This is a genomic window from Planotetraspora phitsanulokensis, from assembly GCF_016863295.1.
Lineage (GTDB): Bacteria > Actinomycetota > Actinomycetes > Streptosporangiales > Streptosporangiaceae > Planotetraspora > Planotetraspora phitsanulokensis.
The window spans coordinates 191,581-209,485 of record NZ_BOOP01000015.1 but is presented as its reverse complement, the minus strand read 5'-3'; the positions used below and the strand labels follow the sequence as shown (position 1 = coordinate 209,485).

The following is a 17,905-nucleotide window of genomic DNA, read 5'->3' as shown; positions in this document are numbered from 1 at the left end:
GTCCAAGCCGGCCGTCCAAGCCGGCCGTCCAAGCCGGCCGTCCAAGCCGGCCGTCCAAGCCGGCCGTCCAAGCCGGGCCGTCCAGGGGCCGGATCCGCTCAGGCCGACTCGCGGACCACGAGCTCGGTCGGCAGGATCACCGGGTCCGCCGGGCCGCCCTGGAACAGGCCGAGCAGCAGCCGCACCATCGCGCTGGCCTGCTCGATGATCGGGTGCCTGACCGTGGTCAGCGGCGGTTCGGTGTAGCGGGCGGCTTCGATGTCGTCGAAGCCGACCACCGCGACGTCGTCGGGAACCCGCCGGCCGGACAGGCGCAAGGACTGCAGGGCTCCGATGGCCATGAGGTCGTTGCCGATGAACACGGCGTCCAGGCTCGGGTCGTCCTCGAGAAGCTGCCGCATCGCGATGGCGCCGGACTCGCGGGTGAAGTCCCCGACCGCCACGATCGAGCGGCGGTCGGAGTCGCGCAGCGCGTTGCGGTAGCCGGTCAGCCTGTCCTGCCCGCCGATCATGTCCTGTGGCCCGGCGATGGTGGCGATGCGCCTGCGACCGCGCTCGAGAAGGTGCCGGACGGCCTTCTCCGCACCCCCGATGTTGTCGTTGTCGACGTAGGGCAGGGGCACGGGGACGGCGGGCCGGCCGTAGGAGACGGCGGGCACGCCCATGCGCGCGATGGCGGCGGGAAGGGGGTCGGCTCCGTGCATGGAGATCAGCATGACCCCGTCGACGTGGCCGCTGGCGATGTAGCGCTCGATCCTGGAGTGGCTCTCCGGGGACGCGGCCAGCATCAGCACGACCTGCCTGTCGGAGGCCTCGAGTTCGAGGCTGGCCGCCCTGATGACCGTGGAGAACATCGGGTCGTCGGAGAACACCCGGGTCGACGGCTCGGAGACGACCAGGGCGATCGAGTCGGTCCGCTGGGTCACCAGGCTGCGCGCCGCCGAGTTGGGCACGTAGCCCAGCTCGTCGATCGCCCGCATCACCACATCCCTGATCTGGGGGGTGACGGTCATCTGGCCGTTGACGACCCGGGAGACCGTGGCGCGGGACACTCCCGCCCGCGCGGCGACCGCCTCCAGAGTCGGTCGCTTCACCCGTTGCATCTGATGACCTCCCGGATACCACTGAGCGCGTCCCCCGGGAACGCGCCAACGCGTCCCGATGCCGGTGCCCGTCGATCCCGATTGTTCGTGCGGAACCTGGGCCCCGCTTGAAATTCTCCTGCAGTGACCCTACGAGATGGTCACGACGATGGCGGCCGGGACAGCCGTGTGCCGAGGGCCTGGAGACCGCGCGCCGCGGATCGAGGCCCGCTCATCTCTGCCCGTCCGGGGTCTCTCCGGGCGTTTCTGCGGGGCGCCTGCAGGGATGAACGCGCACGTCAGGGCTTGTCCCGACCCTTCGGCACCATGGCGGGGCGGGTGCGTCCGATGGAGAGCGCTCTCAAAATCTTGCGGAAAGATTTTCTATCTGTTGATGAAGGCTGGAAACGGATCCACCCAGTGAGACTGAGAGCGTTTCCGTATGGCTGTGCGCGTCCTCGGGCACGCCGTACCCGTCGGAGCTCGGCGGAACGCCGAAATCAGTGGGGCGGCAGGGGCGTGGGGAACGGAAACAGGGGATCATCAGTAATGAGCGACCTGCGCGGGTTCTCATCCTCCCCGCGCAGGCCGCTCCATTCCTCCCGTGCTCGGCGTGTCACTCGGTCGGCACCTCCGTGGGCTCGACCGGCACGGACTCACCCGGAGCCGGCGACTCGGAGGGCACCCCGGATTCGTAACCGGACGGCAGCGGCGTCGGCGTGGTGGGCTGCGGCGAGGTCACCGCGCCACCGGCCCACGGCGGCCACGGGGGCTGCGTCAGGTCCGCGAGTAGGATCGCCGTGGATGAGTTGCCCTGGGCGGTGCTGATCACCCAGACCTTGTGTCCCGATTTGACCCCGCTCAGCCCTTCGCGGCCGGCGCAGACGCGGGTGTTGGCGTCGATCGTGTAGGTGCGGGCGAAGCCGTCCTCGCTCTTGACCGCGACCGAGTTCTGCTGGATCGACGTCACGACGCCCGTCTGCGTGGTGACGGTCTGGTAGCCGCCCCCCTGCTTCGGGACCACGAGTTGGCCGTGGATGGCGTTGAACGGGCCCTGCATCTGCTGCGGGGACGGTCCGGGCGTGGGAGTTCCAGGAGACGCCTGGGGCGGACCCACCGGCCCTCCGGTCTCCATGCCGGTCGGGCTGGGAGTCGGCTGGGCCTGGCTCGACAGGTTGCCCGCGGCCGCCAGGCCCACGCCCGTGGCGACGACGAGAGCCGTGCCGACTCCGAGGATGAGCTTGTGCGGCGTTTTCCGTCGGGTGGGCCGTCTTCCGGGGAACTCAGGTGGGCGGATTCCGGGCTCAGGCATCGAGGTTCCCTCCCAGTCGCTGATCGGGTCACCGGCTCACGGCCACAGCCCTGTACGCCGCTGACCTGTGCGTTTCGCGTTCAGAGATAGACAGAGATGCAGAGGTGCAGAGATGCGCGAGATTCAGTGAGATGCAGAGAGATTCAGGCAGACGCAGTGAGATACGCCGGGATGCATCGAGGTGCCGAGGTATGCCGAGACGAACAGAGGTGATCAGATCGATCCGAGGCGCCTCGGAAGTGCTCGGTGGCTCGGTGGTGTCCGGAGCTGGAACGGGCTCTGCCGAGGCGAGGCTGACTCTAGAGGTGAGCTGACTCTGACTCGAAGGGCGTGCCGAGAAATCGGGATCGAGGTCAGCCGCCGCAATGCGATGGTCGGCTGCCGTTGTCCCTTTGTTGCGGGCCTACCCTGTTAATCGCCTTATGCACCGCATTGCCGGTAAAGGCATCTAAAGCGCTGATTGCCGGAATGCGACCCGTCGCTCGTCGGTCGGGCCCTGGCACTCCGCCGACCGGACCGCTCCGCCGGCCCGATCGCTCGTTCGGCCGGGTCGCTTCGCCGGCCGGATCACTCTGTCAACCGGATCACTCTGCCGGGCCGGCGCCCTTGGCGAGGTCGCGGACGAGTTCGATCAGCTCGGCCGGGTCGAACGGCTTGGTGAGATAGGCGTCGACGCCGATGCCGAGGCCTCGTCGCCGGTCGTCCTCCTGCGCACGGGCGGTGATGAGGACGACCTTGATGTGCCGGGTGCTCTGATCGGTCCGCAGCCTGGTCGCGGTCTCCCACCCGTCGAGGCGCGGCATCATGACGTCGAGGGTGATGACGTCCGGATCGACGTCATGAACACGGTCAAGGCAGTCCTGCCCGTCATAGGCGGTCTCGACCTCGAACCCCTCCAAGGTCAGGTTGACCGCGATCAGCTGCCTGATGACCTCGTCGTCATCCACGACCAGCACTCGCCCCATAAGCTCACCCACGGCCGCAAAGCTAACCCCTGAGCGGGGGTTCACGTGCCGTTTTGAGGATCTGAATCCGGGCGAGGCCCTCAGGTCGTTCTATCGTGGTGAGATCGCCCCGCGAGTGCTGGTAGCCTTGTCACGTTGTTGAGCCCCCTTAGCTCAGGGGATAGAGCACCGGCCTCCGGAGCCGGGAGCGCAAGTTCGAATCTTGCAGGGGGCACACACGATTTAGATGGCTAGATGCACTGGGACCTGCGGAAACATAGGTCTTTTTGCGTTCCGGGTGTACCTGCCCATGTCACCGGTGGCAAGCATGTGCCCATGATCACCTACCAGACGCGTACCGATCATGGCACGCGGTTGAGGCACGTGCGCCGGTTGATGCTGCAGTGGCTCGAACTGGGCGCGGCTCCACTGGCTGGGGCGGAGGTGCTTGCTGAACAGCCTGGCGAAAACCTCGCAGCATCTCGACAGCGGCAACCTCGTCGTTAGTATCTCGTACCCGCAGAAGTGGTACACCTAGGCGCAGCGCCCGATCGCGGCGACCATCTTCGAGTACAGCCGCGGGGACGCAGCGGTTCCTGGTTCGTCCCCTTCGGTGTGGTGAACATCCACCTTCAGGAATGAGGATCGCTGGATCTGCGGCGAGCGCGGCATGGGCCCGCGTGGCAGCGTCGTTAACGACAGGTCTTAAAGGCTCGTTGCCTGTGACGCTTATTCGCGGACGCTGCTGCATGGTTGGGCTCGTCGACTACGCTGCACCCCACTCGTGGGCCAGTGCTGCTGCCTCACCACGGGAGCTGACGCCCAGCTTGTCGAAGATCTTTGTGATGTGGAACTTCACCGTCGACTCGCTGATGTGCAGTTGCTGGCTGATGTCCCGGTTGCGCCGCCCGCGGGCGAGCTGGCCCAGTACCTCCAGTTCCCGTGCTCCCAGTCCGGTCAGCGGGTCATGGCGTGGTGTGCCGAGCGGTGTGAGGGGAATTTCGACTGTTACCGTCGTGCCCCACTGCGGTACCGCGTCCACCTCGAATCGTCCGCCGAGCGGTGTCAGCAGTTCCACGAGCCGGCGTGTGTCGAATGAGCGCCGGGACAGAGTCCCGGGTCCGTCGTCCCGTACGGTGGCGCGTAGATCGCTCGCGCCCACCTTCCAGCTGACATGGAAGCGGCTCACACGACGGCCATCCGGCCCGTGCCCTTGGTCCTCCAGCAAGGCATGCACGGTGGCCCGGATCGCTGCTGACGCCGCGTTGACGACGTCGGCGGGCAACAGCCGGTCCGCGCCTTCCTCCGCGCCTGGCTTGCCGAGGTCCAGCCTTACCTTGCGCGCCCGCAGGATCCGGCGCAGTGAGTCGGCGAGCCGCTGGAAGGCGTCCCCGGCCCGCTCTTCCACCAGCGCCTGGTCGAGTTCCGCCTGCGAGCGCAGTTCGCCAAGGGCCGTGATGGCGAGGTCCACGGTGCGGGCCCGGGCGTCGGCGTCGTCCAGAGCGCGGTCGCGCAGGACACCGAGCAGACCGGTCAGCGCGGCACCGTGTGCGTCGACGAGTTCGGATATGGCGGCGGCGCGTGCGGCTGCTGCGGCGCGTGACACCGCGAGCTCCCCCGACGTCGGTTCGGTCCGCAAGCCCTCCCCGTGGGCGCTCAGCAGGTCCCACAGCGCCTGAGCGGGTACCAGTTGTTCCGCCGACAGACAGATGTCATCGCTGCGCACGAAGACCAGCAGGGGGGCGGGCTCCGCGATGTTGCTGGCCAAGGCCAGCACCGGCACGTCGGTACCCCCCAGCCGCCCCCGGCCCTGCCAGCTTCCCCCGGCCGGCACCAAGGCCCCCAGCGCGGCCATTTCGGCGGTGGTGATGGCAGAACCGGGCCCACCCGCGGACTCCCCGTAGACCTGGAATGGCGCATGAGCGCAGGAGGGGAACAGGCGCGCCAGTGCGCGGTGGGGGATCGTTCCAGCCAACGCTGCGGACAGACGCGGCAGAGTCTCCACCAGAGGCGCCCGCATCACATTGACGGCAGCCATCAAATCCATGCCCACCAGCGTAGTCAGTCGGCCCCGTGCATCCGCTGTCCTTTCGGCTGGCCAGAACCATCCGAAAGGACAGCGGGGGAGGGGGCCGCCCTCGCTGAGGATGGAGGTGTCCATGATCCGCCCATACGGCGGCGTACCCCTATGACGGGAAGTGACAGACATGAAGGCGGTCGTCTTCGAGGAATACGGTGGCTCTGAGGTTCTGCGGCTCGCGGAGGTCGACGAACCGCACGCGGGCCCTGGACAGGTCCGGTTGAAAGTCATGGCCATTGGCGTCAATCCCGCGGACTACAAGGTACGCCGTGGCTGGATGCAGGAGTTCTTTCCCGTGGCCTTCCCCGCCATCCCGGGGTCGGAAGCGGCCGGCATCGTCGACGAGGTCGGCGAGGGCGTCACCGGCATCTCGGCGGGCGATGAGGTGCTCGGCCTCATGACCGGCGCCTACGCCCAGTACGCTCTGGCTACGGACGTCGCGCCCAAACCGGCCGGCCTCGACTGGCAAACGGCTGCCGCCCTGCCCCTCGCCGCCGAGACCTCCGACCGGGTCCTGGACTTCCTCAAGGTGACAGCCGATGACACGCTGCTGATCCATGGAGCCGCCGGCGTCGTCGGCTCGGTCGGCGTCCAGCTTGCGGTGACCTGCGGCGCCACCGTCATCGGCACCGCATCCGAGTCCAACCACGACTACCTACGTTCCCTCGGTGCCATCCCCGTCACCTACGGCGACGGCCTTGTCGACCGGGTCCGTGCTGCCGCTCCCCAGGGCATCGACGCCGTGTACGACGCCACGGGGTACGACGCCCTGGAGGCCTCCATCGAACTGCGCGGCGGCACCACCGACCGTGTGGTCACCATCGCGGACATGCGGGCCGCTGAACTGGGCGTGGCCTTCACCTCCGCCATGGGGCGCCGGTTCGGGCCGGCACTCACCGACTACGCCCGCCTCGCCGCCGACGGCCGATTGCGTGTCCGTATCGACCGTAGCCTCCCGCTCGCCGACGCCGCCAAGGCCCAGGACCTCAGCGAAGCCGGTCAGCTGCGTGGCAAGTTGATCCTCCACCCGTAACCCTGGACACCGGCCTTCCAGGGGTGCGGCCCGTTTCTGCCGTATTCGGGCCGCACCCCTGGTGCGTACCGCCTCATGCCGACGCCACCGATAGAAGGTGTCGAAGGCGGCGGCGGCCGCCGTGAGCAGCACGCCGGCCCGCCAGTCGATCGCGGCTGTGGTAACCAGGCCGACGCCGAGACTCAGCACCGCGCGGTTTCCGAGCCGCCGCGGCCTGTCGAGCGCCATCTCTGCCCGGTAGCGAGCCTGCACCGACGCGCCGGCACGAGATGTGCCAGCCGATCAGGTCGAACGGCAGCCTGGGCTCGATCTTTGCGAGCCTCGCGGCGCCGGCCCGGGTGGTGAGTACCGGGGCGGACCGATTCAGAGTGGATCCGCAGTCTGGGCATCACGTTGGATGTCGCGACGTGAGGACACGTACTGACTAAGAAGCGTGCCAAGCGTGCCGAGCAGAACGCCGAGCAAGGGGAGTGCGGTTGCTGTGACCGTGGACCAGCCCATGGCCTCATGATTCGGTGATGCTCCTCCCGAGTAAAGAGGAGTTCGGTGGTGTGCCTCAGTCTCGAAGTCCGGCCTCAATCCGCTTGTTGTTCTGGTCCTGCCGTCCGTCAGACACTTCCAGTAGCGCTTCAAGAGGACGGTGAGGCGACTTGTTGAGGGGTGAAGGCGAAGCGGCGCGCTTCCCCCATGCTCGTTCCCCGGCCGGCTCGACGCCCTCACCGGTCAGCTGGAGAAGAACACCTGACGCTCCCTCGCCCTGTCGTCGAAGGACTCCAGCTGAGCCTGACCGTCGGTGGCGAGGGTGTCCAGCATGGTGTGCAGCAGCGCGGTGCACAGGACCGTGGGGCCGGCGTGGGAGTCGAACGCGAAGTCCGAGCTGACCGGGGCGAGCAGGACCTCGTCCGCGAGGTCGGTGAGCCGGCTCACCGGCTGGTCCGTGACGAGGGCGACCCTCAGCCCGGCGCGCCGCGCCCAGAGGAGCCCCTGGGCCAGCTCGCGCGGGTAGCGCGGCAGGCCGATGGCGAGCACCCATTCGGCTCCTGATTCGGCCGCCCTGCTCAGCCGGTCCTCCAGGATCGAGCCCGGGACATCCAGTACGCGTACGTCCGGGAGCACCTTCTCGGCGAGGTAGCCGAACAGGTGCGCCAGCGGCGCGGAGATCCGCAGACCCACGATCACGAGCGGACGCGACGCGGCCAACCGGCCGGCCACACGTCGAAGCTGGCTGGGGTCGCCCAAGCCGTCCCGCAGCCGCTCCAGGTCGCGGATCTCGGAGTTGACCAGTTCCTGGATCTCGTTGAAACGATCGTCGGGCGCCACCGGCCGCAGATCGCCGAACACCGACGTACGCAGCGCCTCCCGGAACTCCGGGAACCCGCCGAACCCGAGCGCGGCGGCGAAGCGGGTGACCGACGGCTGGCTGACGCCGACGCGCTCGGCGAGGTCCGCGCTGGTGAAGAAGACGGCCTCCTGCGCGTTCTCCAGCAGGTAGCGCGCGATCCGGCGTTGTGAAGGCGAAAGCCGGTGGCCGTCGAAGAGCGCGCGCAGGTTTGCGACGATCCGGGACGCGTTCAGCACGGCGAGCGGCCGGCCGCTTTCTGGGACGTGCCTCATCCTGGAACACTTCCCTTCTCCGTGGAGTGACGGAGCCGGTGATGACTCACCGCCCCGGCGCCGCCGGGTTCGGCCGCCTTACTTCATGAATCGCGAAGCGCGTGACGGATATAACGCCGCCGGGCGGCCCCCGTGGGGACCGCCCGGCTCGCTACCTGTGGGGTGAGGGGGTTCAGTTCTTCGGGCCGTTGCCGTTGAACCGTGTCTTGCACTCCTGCAGTCTCACGTCGACCTGCTCGCCCCGGTCGACGGTGACGTGCACGGTCTCGAGGACCTCACCGGTCGGACGGGCGCAGGTGAGCGTCCAGCTCTCCTTGATGAAGTTGCCCGGCCCGGTGGCGACGACGCCGGTCGCGGTGTACGCCGGGGTAGGCCGTACGGACGGGTTGACGTGCCAGGCGAACTTGCCGTTCGTCGGGGCGATCAGCGTCGACGCCAGGTGGGTGGGGACCTTCTGGGGCGGGTCCAGGACGTTGTTCGCCTGCCGGATCGGCGCGGTCCACAGGTCGAAGTCCTTGGTGATCTTCAGGACTGCGCCCTTCGGTGCCTTGCCTGTGATCACGGAGTGCCCGGCCGGGTCGGCCGCGTACTCCAGTGCCACCATGAACGCCTCGCGGTTCGACTTGCCCTCGTAGCGACCGGTGCCCGTATAGTCCTCGATCACCTCGGAGTAGGTGTTGTTGGTGGACTGGGTCTTCATGATTTCGTAGGTGAACCCGAGACCGCGGGTCGCGTAGTACGACCAGTCCGGGGTCTCGCCGGTCGTCTCGTAGTCGAAGCCCGACTTCATGCCCGTGTACCCGTTCTTGGCCGTGATCGCGTCGGTCAGGGCGGCGTACACGGCCTCGTCGGGGGCGTCGCCCGCGCGGATCTCCAGCGGCGGGCGAAGCACGGTGTGACCGGAGGTGTGGTTCGTGATCAGGACTGTGACCTGGTTGTTCTTGGTCAGGTCCATGATGTTCTGCACTTCGGGCTCGGAGCCGGGCCCCGGCCCGCGATTCGTCGCGTTCGAACCGGCGTTGCTGCCCCAGCCGAAGGGGTAGTTGCGGTTGATGTCCACACCGGCGCTGCTGGCGCACGTCGGGGACAGGCCGCAGCTCGTACGCCGGTTGATGACGAACCCGTCGACGTTGACGACCGGGACGAAGATGACCCGAGCCTGGTCGAGCAGGCGCGTGACCTGCGGGTCCTTGCCGTCATTGTTGATCAGGTCGTAGGCGAACTCCAGCGTGTGCTCACCGGAGGGCCACTCGTTGCCGTGGTGGACGCCCATCATGAACAGGACCGGCTTGCCGTCGGCGGCGTCGACGTCGTGGGTGACCTCGATGCCGTACACCTCCCGCCCCTGGCGGGTCTTGTGCGGCAGCGTGAGGTGCTTGACGAGGCCGGGGTGCTGGGTGCTCAGCGCCAGCATCTCGTTGTTGTAGTCCGTGATCGTCCGGTAGGTGGTCCGCCCGCTGGGCAGGCTCACCACCTGCTGCTGGACGACCGCCTGGGTTTCCGCCGTACCGGAGACGCTGGCGCCGGCGGCCGGAATGCCGAGACCTCCCAGAAAAACGACGCTCAACGCCAGCGTGAGAGCGCGTTTCTTGGCGAGAGAGGCAATGAGGGGGGGCGTGCCTCTTGAAGGCATACTGAAAACCTTTCTCAGCCACGGAAGAACAGGAAACAGAAACGCGTCCTTTTCTCCGGGCCGTCTTTCGGCAGTACGCGACGCCCCCCGAACAGCCGCTGACTGCAAAGTTTCAGTTAGTCTGATTGGGTGAATGTGAACCTGTCAACCCCATGGCCGCCGCCCTTTCTCCGCACATACACGGAATGGGGCAGGTGCTTTTCCGGAAACAACTCCGCCACGTAAACACCGCTTCGCTGGAAGCCGCTGCTCAGGCGGGTTGGAGCCGACGCAGGCGCAGGGCCGGCGGGAACTCCGGCTCGGGGAAGACGACCACGCCGTTCCCCGGCTCGATCAAGCAGTACTTCTCCGGCAACCACGCCGCGATCTACGTCCGGGGCGCGACGCGGGACTACGTGGCGAACTCCGCCGACCGGATCCACGCCCCCGACTGACCGGCCATGCGGACCCCGCGGCGGGCGCGCTCACCGCGGGTCCCCCTCGGTAGGGTCCCTTGAGGAGGACCCCGACGAGAGGAATCGCGAGCGTGGTGGAGCGGGCCGACGGGGCGCGGTCGCACGAGGTGGTGCCGGGGATCTTCGCTGGAACGGAGAGGGAAGGAGTAACCCCTCTCCGGAGCCGGAAGCGCAAGTTCGAATCCTGCAGGGGGCACACGATCTTGACCAGCGGATATGGCCGCTGATGAGAGTGGACAGCATGGAAAAGGGCGGGTCTCCGGTCTCACGGAGTCCCGCCCTTTTCGCATTGGTGCTCGCCGGTCATGTGTCAGGTCTTGTGGCCGGTCTCTCGGCGCGAAAACTGCGCTTGTCCTGATCTCTCGTCTGCCGTCGACCACCCAGTACTGCGTGACGGCCGTTTTCCTCTGCCGAAGAACGCCGAAATGCGCACCTAACGATCTGGTCTCCGACCTCTGAACGCGTACACCTTTGGAACGCACCAATCGTCACATTGATCACTAGCGATGCCATCACCTCTCGGAGACCCGAATGACCGAGCAGCCCCCTTACGGCCAGCCCTATCAGCAGCCCGTCTATGTCCAGCAGCCGCCGCCCCGGCGGAACAACGGCCTGGCCATCGCCAGCCTCATCCTCGGCCTGACCGGTTTCATCACCTGCGGATTCACCTCGATCCTCGCGGTCGTATTCGGCCATGTCGCCCTCGGCCAAATCCGCCGCGACAGGACCGACGGCCACGGAATGGCGCTGACCGGCGTAATCCTCGGCTGGATCCTGACCGGGCTGTGGATCCTCTACTGGATCCTCGCTTTCGCCGGGGTCGTCGCGGGGATCGGCGGGGTTGGCAGCTCGACCGCGGCTCAGCCGACGGCGGGTGCGACCCAGCTCGTGGGTGAAGAGCCCGCCTCCGGTACCCACGAGGTGACCTTCGAGGCGAGTGGCAAGAACGGCGCGAAGACCGCCACGAATGTCACCTACAACGTCGGGTTCGACATCAAGCAGGGTGCCGGCGTTCCTCTCCCTTACACGAAGTCCGTCTCCGCGGACGAGGACGTGACGATGCTGTCGCTGTGGGTGCAGAACGCCGACGCTGAAGGCACCATCACCTGCCGGATCAAGGTCGACGGCAAGATGGTCCGCGAGGCCAAGTCGAACGGTCCGTACGGGGTGTGCCGTGTCGAGACCGACGGGCTCGGCGGGTAGGTCCCAGGCGTAACGAACGCCCCGCGTCACGGGGGTGCATGCGGGGCGTTCGTGCCGTACAGGCTGCCGTCACGGGTCGACAGGGAGACGTTCTGAGCCGCCTGGTCAGCCGTCCCGGTGGCTCCGTCGCAGGTCCTCGTCCATGCGGGCGCGCAGCGGCAACCGGACGGCCACGTTGACCCAGAGGGCGTGGATGAACCCGGCCGGCCACACCAGGAGGATCAGCACCATGCCGATCGTCGTCTGAAGGGGGTCGTTCTCGAACGGGGTCCTCGGCTCCCCCGCGGTTCCGATGAGCGCGAACGCGATGATCGGCAGCACGAGATAGACGAGTGCGGCGACCAGCCAGGACGATCGCCGGTGCCGGGCCGCGATGTACGCGAACGACAACCAGGCGCCCACGCCGAACAGCAGGGTCGGGACGATCCACAGGCTGTGCGTGAACGTCCAGCCGGCGCCGCGGGGGGCGGGCGGCTCGGTCCCGTGCCATCGGGCACCCGTGCCGTACGGTTCGCGCGTGATCCGTTCGGCACGGATGTACTGGGGAGCCGAAGGGACTCCGTCCGGCCCCGGCCACCGGAAACCGGCGTCCCCTGTGACGGGAGGAGCCGCGCCGTGCGCGTTCCCGGCGTGAGGCGCGCCCGCCGGACCGGAGAGCCGGACGAGGACGCGGGAGTAGAGGTGCATGCCGCTCTGCCCGTTCCCGACCGGGTCGACGTCGCCGAGCGGCCCCGGCCCCGTCACGTAGGGCAGGAGCCGGTCGTAGGTCTCCTCGGCGTCCGCGGGCCGCTGCTCCGGCTCCTTCTCCAGCAGCTGCATCACCAGCCTCTCCAGCTCGGGAGGCACGTCGTCGCGGGGCAGGGGAGCGGGGATCTGCGACAGATGCTTGTGGATGAGGGCGCCCGGCGAGGTCGCCTCGAACATCGGCGCTCCCGCGAGCATCTCGTAGAGCACGCAGCCGAGGGCGTAGAGGTCCGTGCGCGGGGTCGCGTCCCGGCTGTGCAGCTGCTCGGGCGCCATGTACGCGAGAGTGCCGATGGTCTCTCCCGTGCTCGTGATCCGTAACATCCCGGCCTGGTCGAGCACGGCGGCCACGCCGAAGTCGAGGACCTTGACGGTCCCGTCCCGGGTGAGCATGACGTTCTGCGGCTTCACGTCCCTGTGCACGAACCCGCGTTCGTGCGCCGAGGTCAGCACCGCCGCCATCTGGGCCGCGATGCCGGCCGCCCAGGCGACGGGGAGCGGTCCCTGCTCCGCGATGAGGTCGCCGAGCGTGCAGCCGTCGACCAACTCCAGGACGAGGAAGAGCCCGCCCTCGTAGGTCCCCGCGTCGTACACGGCGGGCACGCCGGGATGTTGCAGACCCGCCATGACGGCGGCCTCGCGGGCGAACCGGCGCACCAGGTCGTTCGGCTCGGCGCGGTCCGCCAGCACCTCACGGGTGAGGAGCTTGACCGCGACCCGCCGTCCGAGCCGCTGGTCCTGACCTTCCCAGACCTGGCCCATGCCGCCGCGGCCGAGCGGGCTCAGCAGCTCGTAGCGTCCGGCCAGAACCGTGTGGCGCCCCACGTCCGTCTCCTCATCGCAGAGGCATCGTCCAGCCCGGCTTGGTCGCGGCCGCCGAGGCGCGCGTACGGGCGAATCGCCCGAAGCCTGCACAGACGGTATCGCGATCCGCGGCGACGTCCCTCCTCGTTCACGTCGCCGTCGAGAGCCGGCCGGCGAGAAGGTGAACCGGCCATATGATCGGGACCGCGCGGCCCAGGACCGCCAGAGACCCCTGGATGACGGGTTGCGCGCTTACGGGCGGCTAGATCACGGGCCAGGCGGCGGGGACCTCGCCCGGCGCCGGGACGAGGGTTCCGTCGGCCGTCCCGTCGGCCAGGAGCCGGGCCATCTCCTCTCCGAGGGAGACCGTGGCCCGCAGCGCGGACTCGAACTCCGCCATCCGGCGGAAGGCGATGCCGTATCGGCGCTGCTCCTCGATCGGAAGCCGAGGTGTCCGCGCGCGCCGGATGTCCACCCGGCCGGTGGTCCCCGTCGTCTGCACGGTCGACGTGCGCGCGTTGGCGGAACTGCCCAGCACGCCGGCGAGGAAGTACGGGTCGAGCCGCTCCGGGTCGACCCGCAGCAAGGACAGTTGCGGTCCGAGCAGGGCGCCGTCGGCCTCCACGACCCGGGCGGCGAAACGGTGGGCGGTCGCCGCGATGACGACGTCACCGGCCCGGGTGGCGATCCAGCGCCCGTCGGAGGGGGTCATCCGGGCGGACGCGGGCCGCCCCTCGATGACGTCCTCCACGGTGAGTAACGGCCGCCCGTCGACGCCGCTCTCTTCGGAGTCCCTCCGCGACGGCGCCTGATGGATCGTGAGATGCCCGATCCGGGCGAGCTCGGCGATCAGCACGGACGGCGACTCCTCCCGGTCCGCCGACGGGCGTACGGCCGGCAGCAGCCCGCCGAGCCTTTCCAGCAGCGCGGTCAGCCTTTCGTGGGTCTCAAGGAACCGCTCCGCCGTCCGCTCAGATCCGGTGACCGACAGGTGGGGGGCCGGGGTGAGGTCCACGTCCTCGTCGAGGAGGTCGATGATCGGCACGGCCCGGCTGACCCCGGGCTTGTCGTGATCCGGGTCGTTCCGGTACGCCTCCCAGGTGGAGACGATGGTCTCCCGATCAGCGTCGTCGATCATGAGGAGGGTGGTGGGCGTTCTCCCCTCCGGGCGCTGCAGCACCCACACGTGCTGGACCGCGGACAGCGCGATGACGGCGCGCAGCGCCCCCGAGCGCAGAAGTTGGGTCCGGATCCTGCGGCCCGATCTGCGGCCCGCCGCCACCGCGGGCATCAGGACCACGGCGCGCCCGCCGGGAGCCACGTGAGCCAGCGCGTGCTGGACCCAGGCCAGTTCGGGTTCCAGCCGGGGAGGCAGTCCGTACTCCCAGCGCGGATCCGCGGTCAACTGCTCGTGTCCCCAGGTCCGCACGTGGAAGGGCGGATCACACAACACCGCGTCGGCCCGCACGGCGGGGAAGGCGTCGGAGCGCAGTGAGTCCCCTGTCTTGATGTCCGCGTCGTCGCGCCGCAGGGCCAGCCGTACGGTGGCCAGCGCCGCCGTCTCCGCGTCGGCGTCCTGCCCGAGCAGCCGTCGCGCGGAGCCGTGTTCTACGGCGGCCGTGAGCAGTTCGCCGGTCCCGCAGGCGGGATCGAGGACGGTCTCGGCGTCGCCCGCGAGCGCGGCCATCACCGCGGCGACCTCCGGGGGAGTGGCGGAGGCGCGGCGCCCCTGGGCCTCCCAGTAGCGGCCGAGAAGGAACTCGAACGCCGGTGAGCCCCCCCACTCGGCCGCCAGATCGGCCAACGCCTCGGCCGCACCGCTCCTGGCCGTCGTCACCGTGGACGGACTCGGAGGGGTCTCGCCGGCGTGCTCCCGCACCAGGGCGTCTCCCGCTCCGGCGAGCACTCCGCCCAGTTGCAGATCGTCGCCGGCCTCCGCGCGCAGTTGCTGCCAGGCCCACTCCTCGACCGGAAGCTCGCGGAGCTTGCCCTGGTCGCGAAGCCAGGTCTCGACTTCGGGCAGGGCGAACACAGGACTGATGGGGGTGCCGCCCACGGGCTGCGGGAAGTCGGGGTGCCTGCGACGCCAGTTGCTCACCGCCGCCCGGCCGACTCCCGCGAGCCGGGCGATGTCCGTAGCGCTCACCGTCGCCTCGTCCTGCACGCTCGGCCCCTCTCCGCTCCGACGCCCGCCGCATCCCGCTGCATCCGGATTGCCCCGGATGCCGGGAAGCTTACCCGGAAGTGCACATTGAAGGAACAATCAGGAGAGTTGTAAATCGAATGCACATCTGCTTGGCTGGGCAACCATAGCAACGAATCCGGCGCCTAGTTGATCTCATCAACGGCGGTCGCATGTCTGGAGAATCCGAAAATGAAGACCTTCGCCGACACCCCCCTCAGGATGGGCGCGATCCTGGCCGCCGCAGGCCTGGTCGTTCTCGCCACCGGCGGTTGCGGGGGCACCGCCGGCAGCGAGAACCCGGTCAAGACCCCGGCCGCCGCGGCCCAGGACCCGAAAGTCCTGACGGGCGGCGAGCTGAACGCCATGCTCCTGTCCGCCGACGCGATGCCGAAGGGCTTCAAGATCAACGCTGACGGTACGCGTGACTCCGGCGATGTCCTCGCGGAGGGCTCGACCAGCACCGTGCCGCGGGACAAGCTGTGCGGGATCCTCCTGCAGACCGCGTGGATCCGGGCCGCGGGCATCGACGGCGCCGCCTTCGCGCAGAACGACTACCTGGGCCCCGGCCGGGCCGGCCAGTTCGCGCAGGAGATCGACACCTTCCAGGGTGACAACGCCGAGAAGGTGATGGCGGCGCTCAAGAAGGCCTTCGGCCAGTGCGCCTCCTTCATCGACAAGTCCGACGGGACGACGGCGCAGGTGAAGCTCGTGAGGTCCGCCGTCCCGGGTGTCGGCGACGAGGCCATCAAGGCGGTCCAGACCTCCCCGGCCTGGCAGGGCGGCACCACGCTCGTCGCCGCGCGGGTGGGCAACGCCGTGGTGACCACGCTGTACAGCTCCAGCGGCAAGGACAAGGGCGCGGCGGGCGTGAAGATGACCAAGGCCATCGTGGAGAACGTCCAGGCCGCCCAGTGACCCGGCGGGGGTGAGCCCGCGTTCGCCTCCGGCTTGGCCGATCACTACGCTCGGTCCACGTCCTCGTCGACCGTACGGAGGTGGGTCATGTCACGACCACGGGAACGAGCCGACCTGCCGTTCGCGCCGCATCTCGAACCGCACACGGGGGGCCTGGTCTCCTCCGGTGACTACGACACCGCCCTGTTCGACGGGAACGTCTTCGACGAACCCGAGGCCGGTCACGCCCGGTTCATCGAGTGCGCGTTCTCCGGAGCGGTCTTCACGGGTGGCCGCTACCGCCGTGCGCGGCTCAGCGACGTCTGGATGCACAGCGTGAGATGGGTGGGCGCCGACCTCGGCGAGACCACCTGGCTGGACGCCGAGGTGATCGCGAGCGCGCTCGCGGGAATCCAGCTCTTCGGGGCCGAGCTGACCCGCGTGGTGTTCCACGACTGCAAGCTCGACTCGGTCAACTTCCGCGGCGCGACGCTGCGGGAGGTGTCGTTCGTGAACTGCCGGATGGTCGAGGTCGACTTCGCGGGCGCGACGCTCGCCGAGGTGACCTTCCCCGGCTCGCTGCTCGAGGGCACACGGTTCGACAAGGCGCGGATGAGCAAGGTCGACTTCACCCAGGCGGCCGGCCTCGGGATGAAGGACGGGTACGACGCGCTGGCCGGCGCGACGATCAGCGGCGGCCAGCTGATCGAGATGGCGCCGATGCTCGCCGAGACCCTCGGCATCCGGGTCGCGGAGTGAGAGGTTCCCCGCTCGTGAAAGGCCGGCGGCGTGGAAGGTGACAGCGTGGAAGGTGACAGGCCGGCGTCCCCTTCGCAGGCGCTCATCCGTCCGGCCCGCGACGGCGATCTCGACGCCGTCGCCGAGATATTCGCGCATTACGTCGCGGACAGCGTCGCCACCTTCGAGGAGACCCCGCCGACGCCCGGCGACTGGCGCGGACGGCTCGACGACCTGACGGAGCGGCGGCTGCCGTTCCTGGTCGGCGAGGTGGAGGGGCAGGTCGTCGGGTACGCCTACGCCGGGCCCTGGCGGCCGAAGCCGGCCTATCGGCACACGGTCGAGGACAGCATCTACCTCGCCCCCGGTTGGACCGGCCGGGGTCTGGGGCGTGCGCTGCTCGGCGCACTGCTCGCGGAATGCGAGAAGACGGACGTACGCCAGATGATCGCGGTCATCGCGGACACCGGCGATCCCACGTCGGCGGGGCTGCACCGCGCCTTCGGATTCAGCGACGTGGGGCGGTTGAAGCAGGTCGGCCACAAGCACGGCCGCTGGATCGACACCCTGCTGCTCCAGCGCGACCTCACTGGCTGACCCGCCAGGCGGCCCTGCTTTTCTCTCAGTTCGGTACGGCCCGCCGGCGCCGCCGGTGCGTTACGAGCCCGGCCACGCACACCACCAGGCTGAGGGCCAGCGCGGCGAGGAACACGACGATCATCGGATTCACCCACGAGGGCACGAGGTCGTAGCGGGCGCCGCCGGCCCACACGCAGGTCTGCCGTACGGGGAGGGAAAGGTGCTGCTCGATGTTGACGACGTCCGGACCCGTCAACGGGACCGAGAGCCGGGAGACGTCGCAGATCTCGCTGGGGTCGAGAAGGTAGAAACCGGATCCCACGCCCGCCGTCCAGCACAGGCCGGCGCCTATCACCGACATCGCTGCCACCTCGATGGCGGCTTTCAGCGACGAGTCATGCGTCGGTCCCGGCAACCTCCGCCGTTTGAGGGCGCGGACGGCACGCCAGGACAGCCGAAAGGCCAGCAAGAGAAATACAAAAGGGGCAAAGACCAGACATAAGAGGAAAAAATATGTCATTGCGGCACATTATCGCGAAGGTATGGGTGGCTCGGTCGTGCTGTGCCATTCGATCACGTTCTAGCCGGAACGTTCCAGTACCGAG

General features: G+C 68.7%; 15 protein-coding genes and 1 tRNA gene. 7 read left to right on the top strand and 9 right to left on the bottom strand.

The annotated features are described in order from the left end of the window. Nucleotides 1–98 precede the first annotated feature (98 nt). From Pph01_RS18605 to Pph01_RS18595, 3 genes are all read right to left on the bottom strand, one after another. The gene (locus tag Pph01_RS18605; protein WP_204074362.1) at nt 99–1,094 is read right to left on the bottom strand and encodes a LacI family DNA-binding transcriptional regulator; all 996 of its coding nucleotides are present in this window, start codon (nt 1,092–1,094) and stop codon (nt 99–101) included. A 604-nt stretch (nt 1,095–1,698) separates the two neighbouring features. Continuing rightward, the gene (locus Pph01_RS18600) at nt 1,699–2,394 is read right to left on the bottom strand and encodes a hypothetical protein (RefSeq protein ID WP_204074361.1); all 696 of its coding nucleotides are present in this window, start codon (nt 2,392–2,394) and stop codon (nt 1,699–1,701) included. 584 nt (nt 2,395–2,978) lie between these two features. Then, entirely contained in the window at nt 2,979–3,359 is a 381-nt protein-coding gene (locus Pph01_RS18595) for a response regulator transcription factor (protein ID WP_203973584.1), read from the bottom strand. 142 nt (nt 3,360–3,501) lie between these two features. Here Pph01_RS18595 and Pph01_RS18590 point away from each other — a divergent pair. Then, nucleotides 3,502–3,573 (top strand) — tRNA-Arg (locus Pph01_RS18590). 531 nt (nt 3,574–4,104) lie between these two features. Here Pph01_RS18590 and Pph01_RS43365 read toward each other — a convergent pair. Continuing rightward, nucleotides 4,105–5,385 (bottom strand): helix-turn-helix transcriptional regulator, encoded by a 1,281-nt coding sequence (locus Pph01_RS43365; RefSeq protein WP_275412844.1) that lies wholly within the window; start codon nt 5,383–5,385, stop codon nt 4,105–4,107. 160 nt (nt 5,386–5,545) lie between these two features. Here Pph01_RS43365 and Pph01_RS18580 point away from each other — a divergent pair, with 160 nt between their 5' ends. Continuing rightward, nucleotides 5,546–6,451 carry an NADP-dependent oxidoreductase gene (locus Pph01_RS18580; protein WP_204074360.1) on the top strand — a complete coding sequence of 302 codons (906 nt, stop codon included), beginning with the start codon at nt 5,546–5,548 and terminating at the stop codon, nt 6,449–6,451. 723 nt (nt 6,452–7,174) lie between these two features. On the opposite strand, the gene Pph01_RS18575 is transcribed toward Pph01_RS18580, so the two are convergent. Next, nucleotides 7,175–8,065, bottom strand: coding sequence for a MurR/RpiR family transcriptional regulator (locus tag Pph01_RS18575; protein ID WP_204074359.1), 891 nt, complete (start codon nt 8,063–8,065; stop codon nt 7,175–7,177). A 172-nt stretch (nt 8,066–8,237) separates the two neighbouring features. Continuing rightward, complete coding sequence (locus tag Pph01_RS18570; protein WP_204074358.1) at nt 8,238–9,632, bottom strand: M14 family zinc carboxypeptidase; 1,395 nt, start codon at nt 9,630–9,632, stop codon at nt 8,238–8,240. Nucleotides 9,633–9,883: 251 nt separating this feature from the next. On the opposite strand from Pph01_RS18570, the gene Pph01_RS18565 reads away from it, so the two are divergent. Continuing rightward, complete coding sequence (locus Pph01_RS18565; RefSeq protein ID WP_204074357.1) at nt 9,884–10,132, top strand: hypothetical protein; 249 nt, start codon at nt 9,884–9,886, stop codon at nt 10,130–10,132. 552 nt (nt 10,133–10,684) lie between these two features. Further along, entirely contained in the window at nt 10,685–11,356 is a 672-nt protein-coding gene (locus tag Pph01_RS18560; protein WP_204074356.1) for an MmpS family transport accessory protein, read from the top strand. Nucleotides 11,357–11,461: 105 nt separating this feature from the next. On the opposite strand, the gene Pph01_RS18555 is transcribed toward Pph01_RS18560, so the two are convergent. Together Pph01_RS18555 and Pph01_RS18550 are read right to left on the bottom strand one after the other, a co-directional pair. Next, nucleotides 11,462–12,925: a serine/threonine-protein kinase gene (locus Pph01_RS18555; protein ID WP_204074355.1), complete on the bottom strand. Its 1,464-nt coding sequence runs from the start codon at nt 12,923–12,925 to the stop codon at nt 11,462–11,464. A gap of 241 nt (nt 12,926–13,166) precedes the next feature. Next, a complete protein-coding gene (locus tag Pph01_RS18550) occupies nt 13,167–15,050 on the bottom strand; it encodes an HsdM family class I SAM-dependent methyltransferase (protein ID WP_239116821.1) in 1,884 nt (627 codons plus the stop codon). Nucleotides 15,051–15,278: 228 nt separating this feature from the next. Here Pph01_RS18550 and Pph01_RS18545 point away from each other — a divergent pair, with 228 nt between their 5' ends. From Pph01_RS18545 to Pph01_RS18535, 3 genes are all read left to right on the top strand, one after another. Next, nucleotides 15,279–16,004 carry a hypothetical protein gene (locus Pph01_RS18545; RefSeq protein WP_204074353.1) on the top strand — a complete coding sequence of 242 codons (726 nt, stop codon included), beginning with the start codon at nt 15,279–15,281 and terminating at the stop codon, nt 16,002–16,004. Between the two features lie 87 nt (nt 16,005–16,091). After that, complete coding sequence (locus Pph01_RS18540) at nt 16,092–16,742, top strand: pentapeptide repeat-containing protein (RefSeq protein ID WP_204074352.1); 651 nt, start codon at nt 16,092–16,094, stop codon at nt 16,740–16,742. Between the two features lie 45 nt (nt 16,743–16,787). Beyond that, on the top strand, nt 16,788–17,318 hold the full coding sequence (locus Pph01_RS18535; RefSeq protein WP_204074351.1) for a GNAT family N-acetyltransferase: 531 nt from the start codon (nt 16,788–16,790) through the stop codon (nt 17,316–17,318). 25 nt (nt 17,319–17,343) lie between these two features. On the opposite strand, the gene Pph01_RS18530 is transcribed toward Pph01_RS18535, so the two are convergent. Next, a complete protein-coding gene (locus Pph01_RS18530) occupies nt 17,344–17,661 on the bottom strand; it encodes a hypothetical protein (RefSeq protein WP_204074350.1) in 318 nt (105 codons plus the stop codon). Nucleotides 17,662–17,905: the final 244 nt, after the last annotated feature.

Bases quoted from the DNA above. Each gene is read 5' to 3' on its own strand.
- Pph01_RS18600 (WP_204074361.1), bottom strand. From the start codon at position 2,394: ATGCCTGAGCCCGGAATCCGCCCACCTGAGTTCCCCGGAAGACGGCCC.
- Pph01_RS18595 (WP_203973584.1), bottom strand. From the start codon at position 3,359: ATGGGGCGAGTGCTGGTCGTGGATGACGACGAGGTCATCAGGCAGCTG.
- Pph01_RS43365 (WP_275412844.1), bottom strand. From the start codon at position 5,385: ATGGATTTGATGGCTGCCGTCAATGTGATGCGGGCGCCTCTGGTGGAG.
- Pph01_RS18580 (WP_204074360.1), top strand. From the start codon at position 5,546: ATGAAGGCGGTCGTCTTCGAGGAATACGGTGGCTCTGAGGTTCTGCGG.
- Pph01_RS18575 (WP_204074359.1), bottom strand. From the start codon at position 8,065: ATGAGGCACGTCCCAGAAAGCGGCCGGCCGCTCGCCGTGCTGAACGCG.
- Pph01_RS18565 (WP_204074357.1), top strand. From the start codon at position 9,884: ATGGGGCAGGTGCTTTTCCGGAAACAACTCCGCCACGTAAACACCGCT.
- Pph01_RS18560 (WP_204074356.1), top strand. From the start codon at position 10,685: ATGACCGAGCAGCCCCCTTACGGCCAGCCCTATCAGCAGCCCGTCTAT.
- Pph01_RS18545 (WP_204074353.1), top strand. From the start codon at position 15,279: ATGAAGACCTTCGCCGACACCCCCCTCAGGATGGGCGCGATCCTGGCC.
- Pph01_RS18540 (WP_204074352.1), top strand. From the start codon at position 16,092: ATGTCACGACCACGGGAACGAGCCGACCTGCCGTTCGCGCCGCATCTC.
- Pph01_RS18530 (WP_204074350.1), bottom strand. From the start codon at position 17,661: ATGTCGGTGATAGGCGCCGGCCTGTGCTGGACGGCGGGCGTGGGATCC.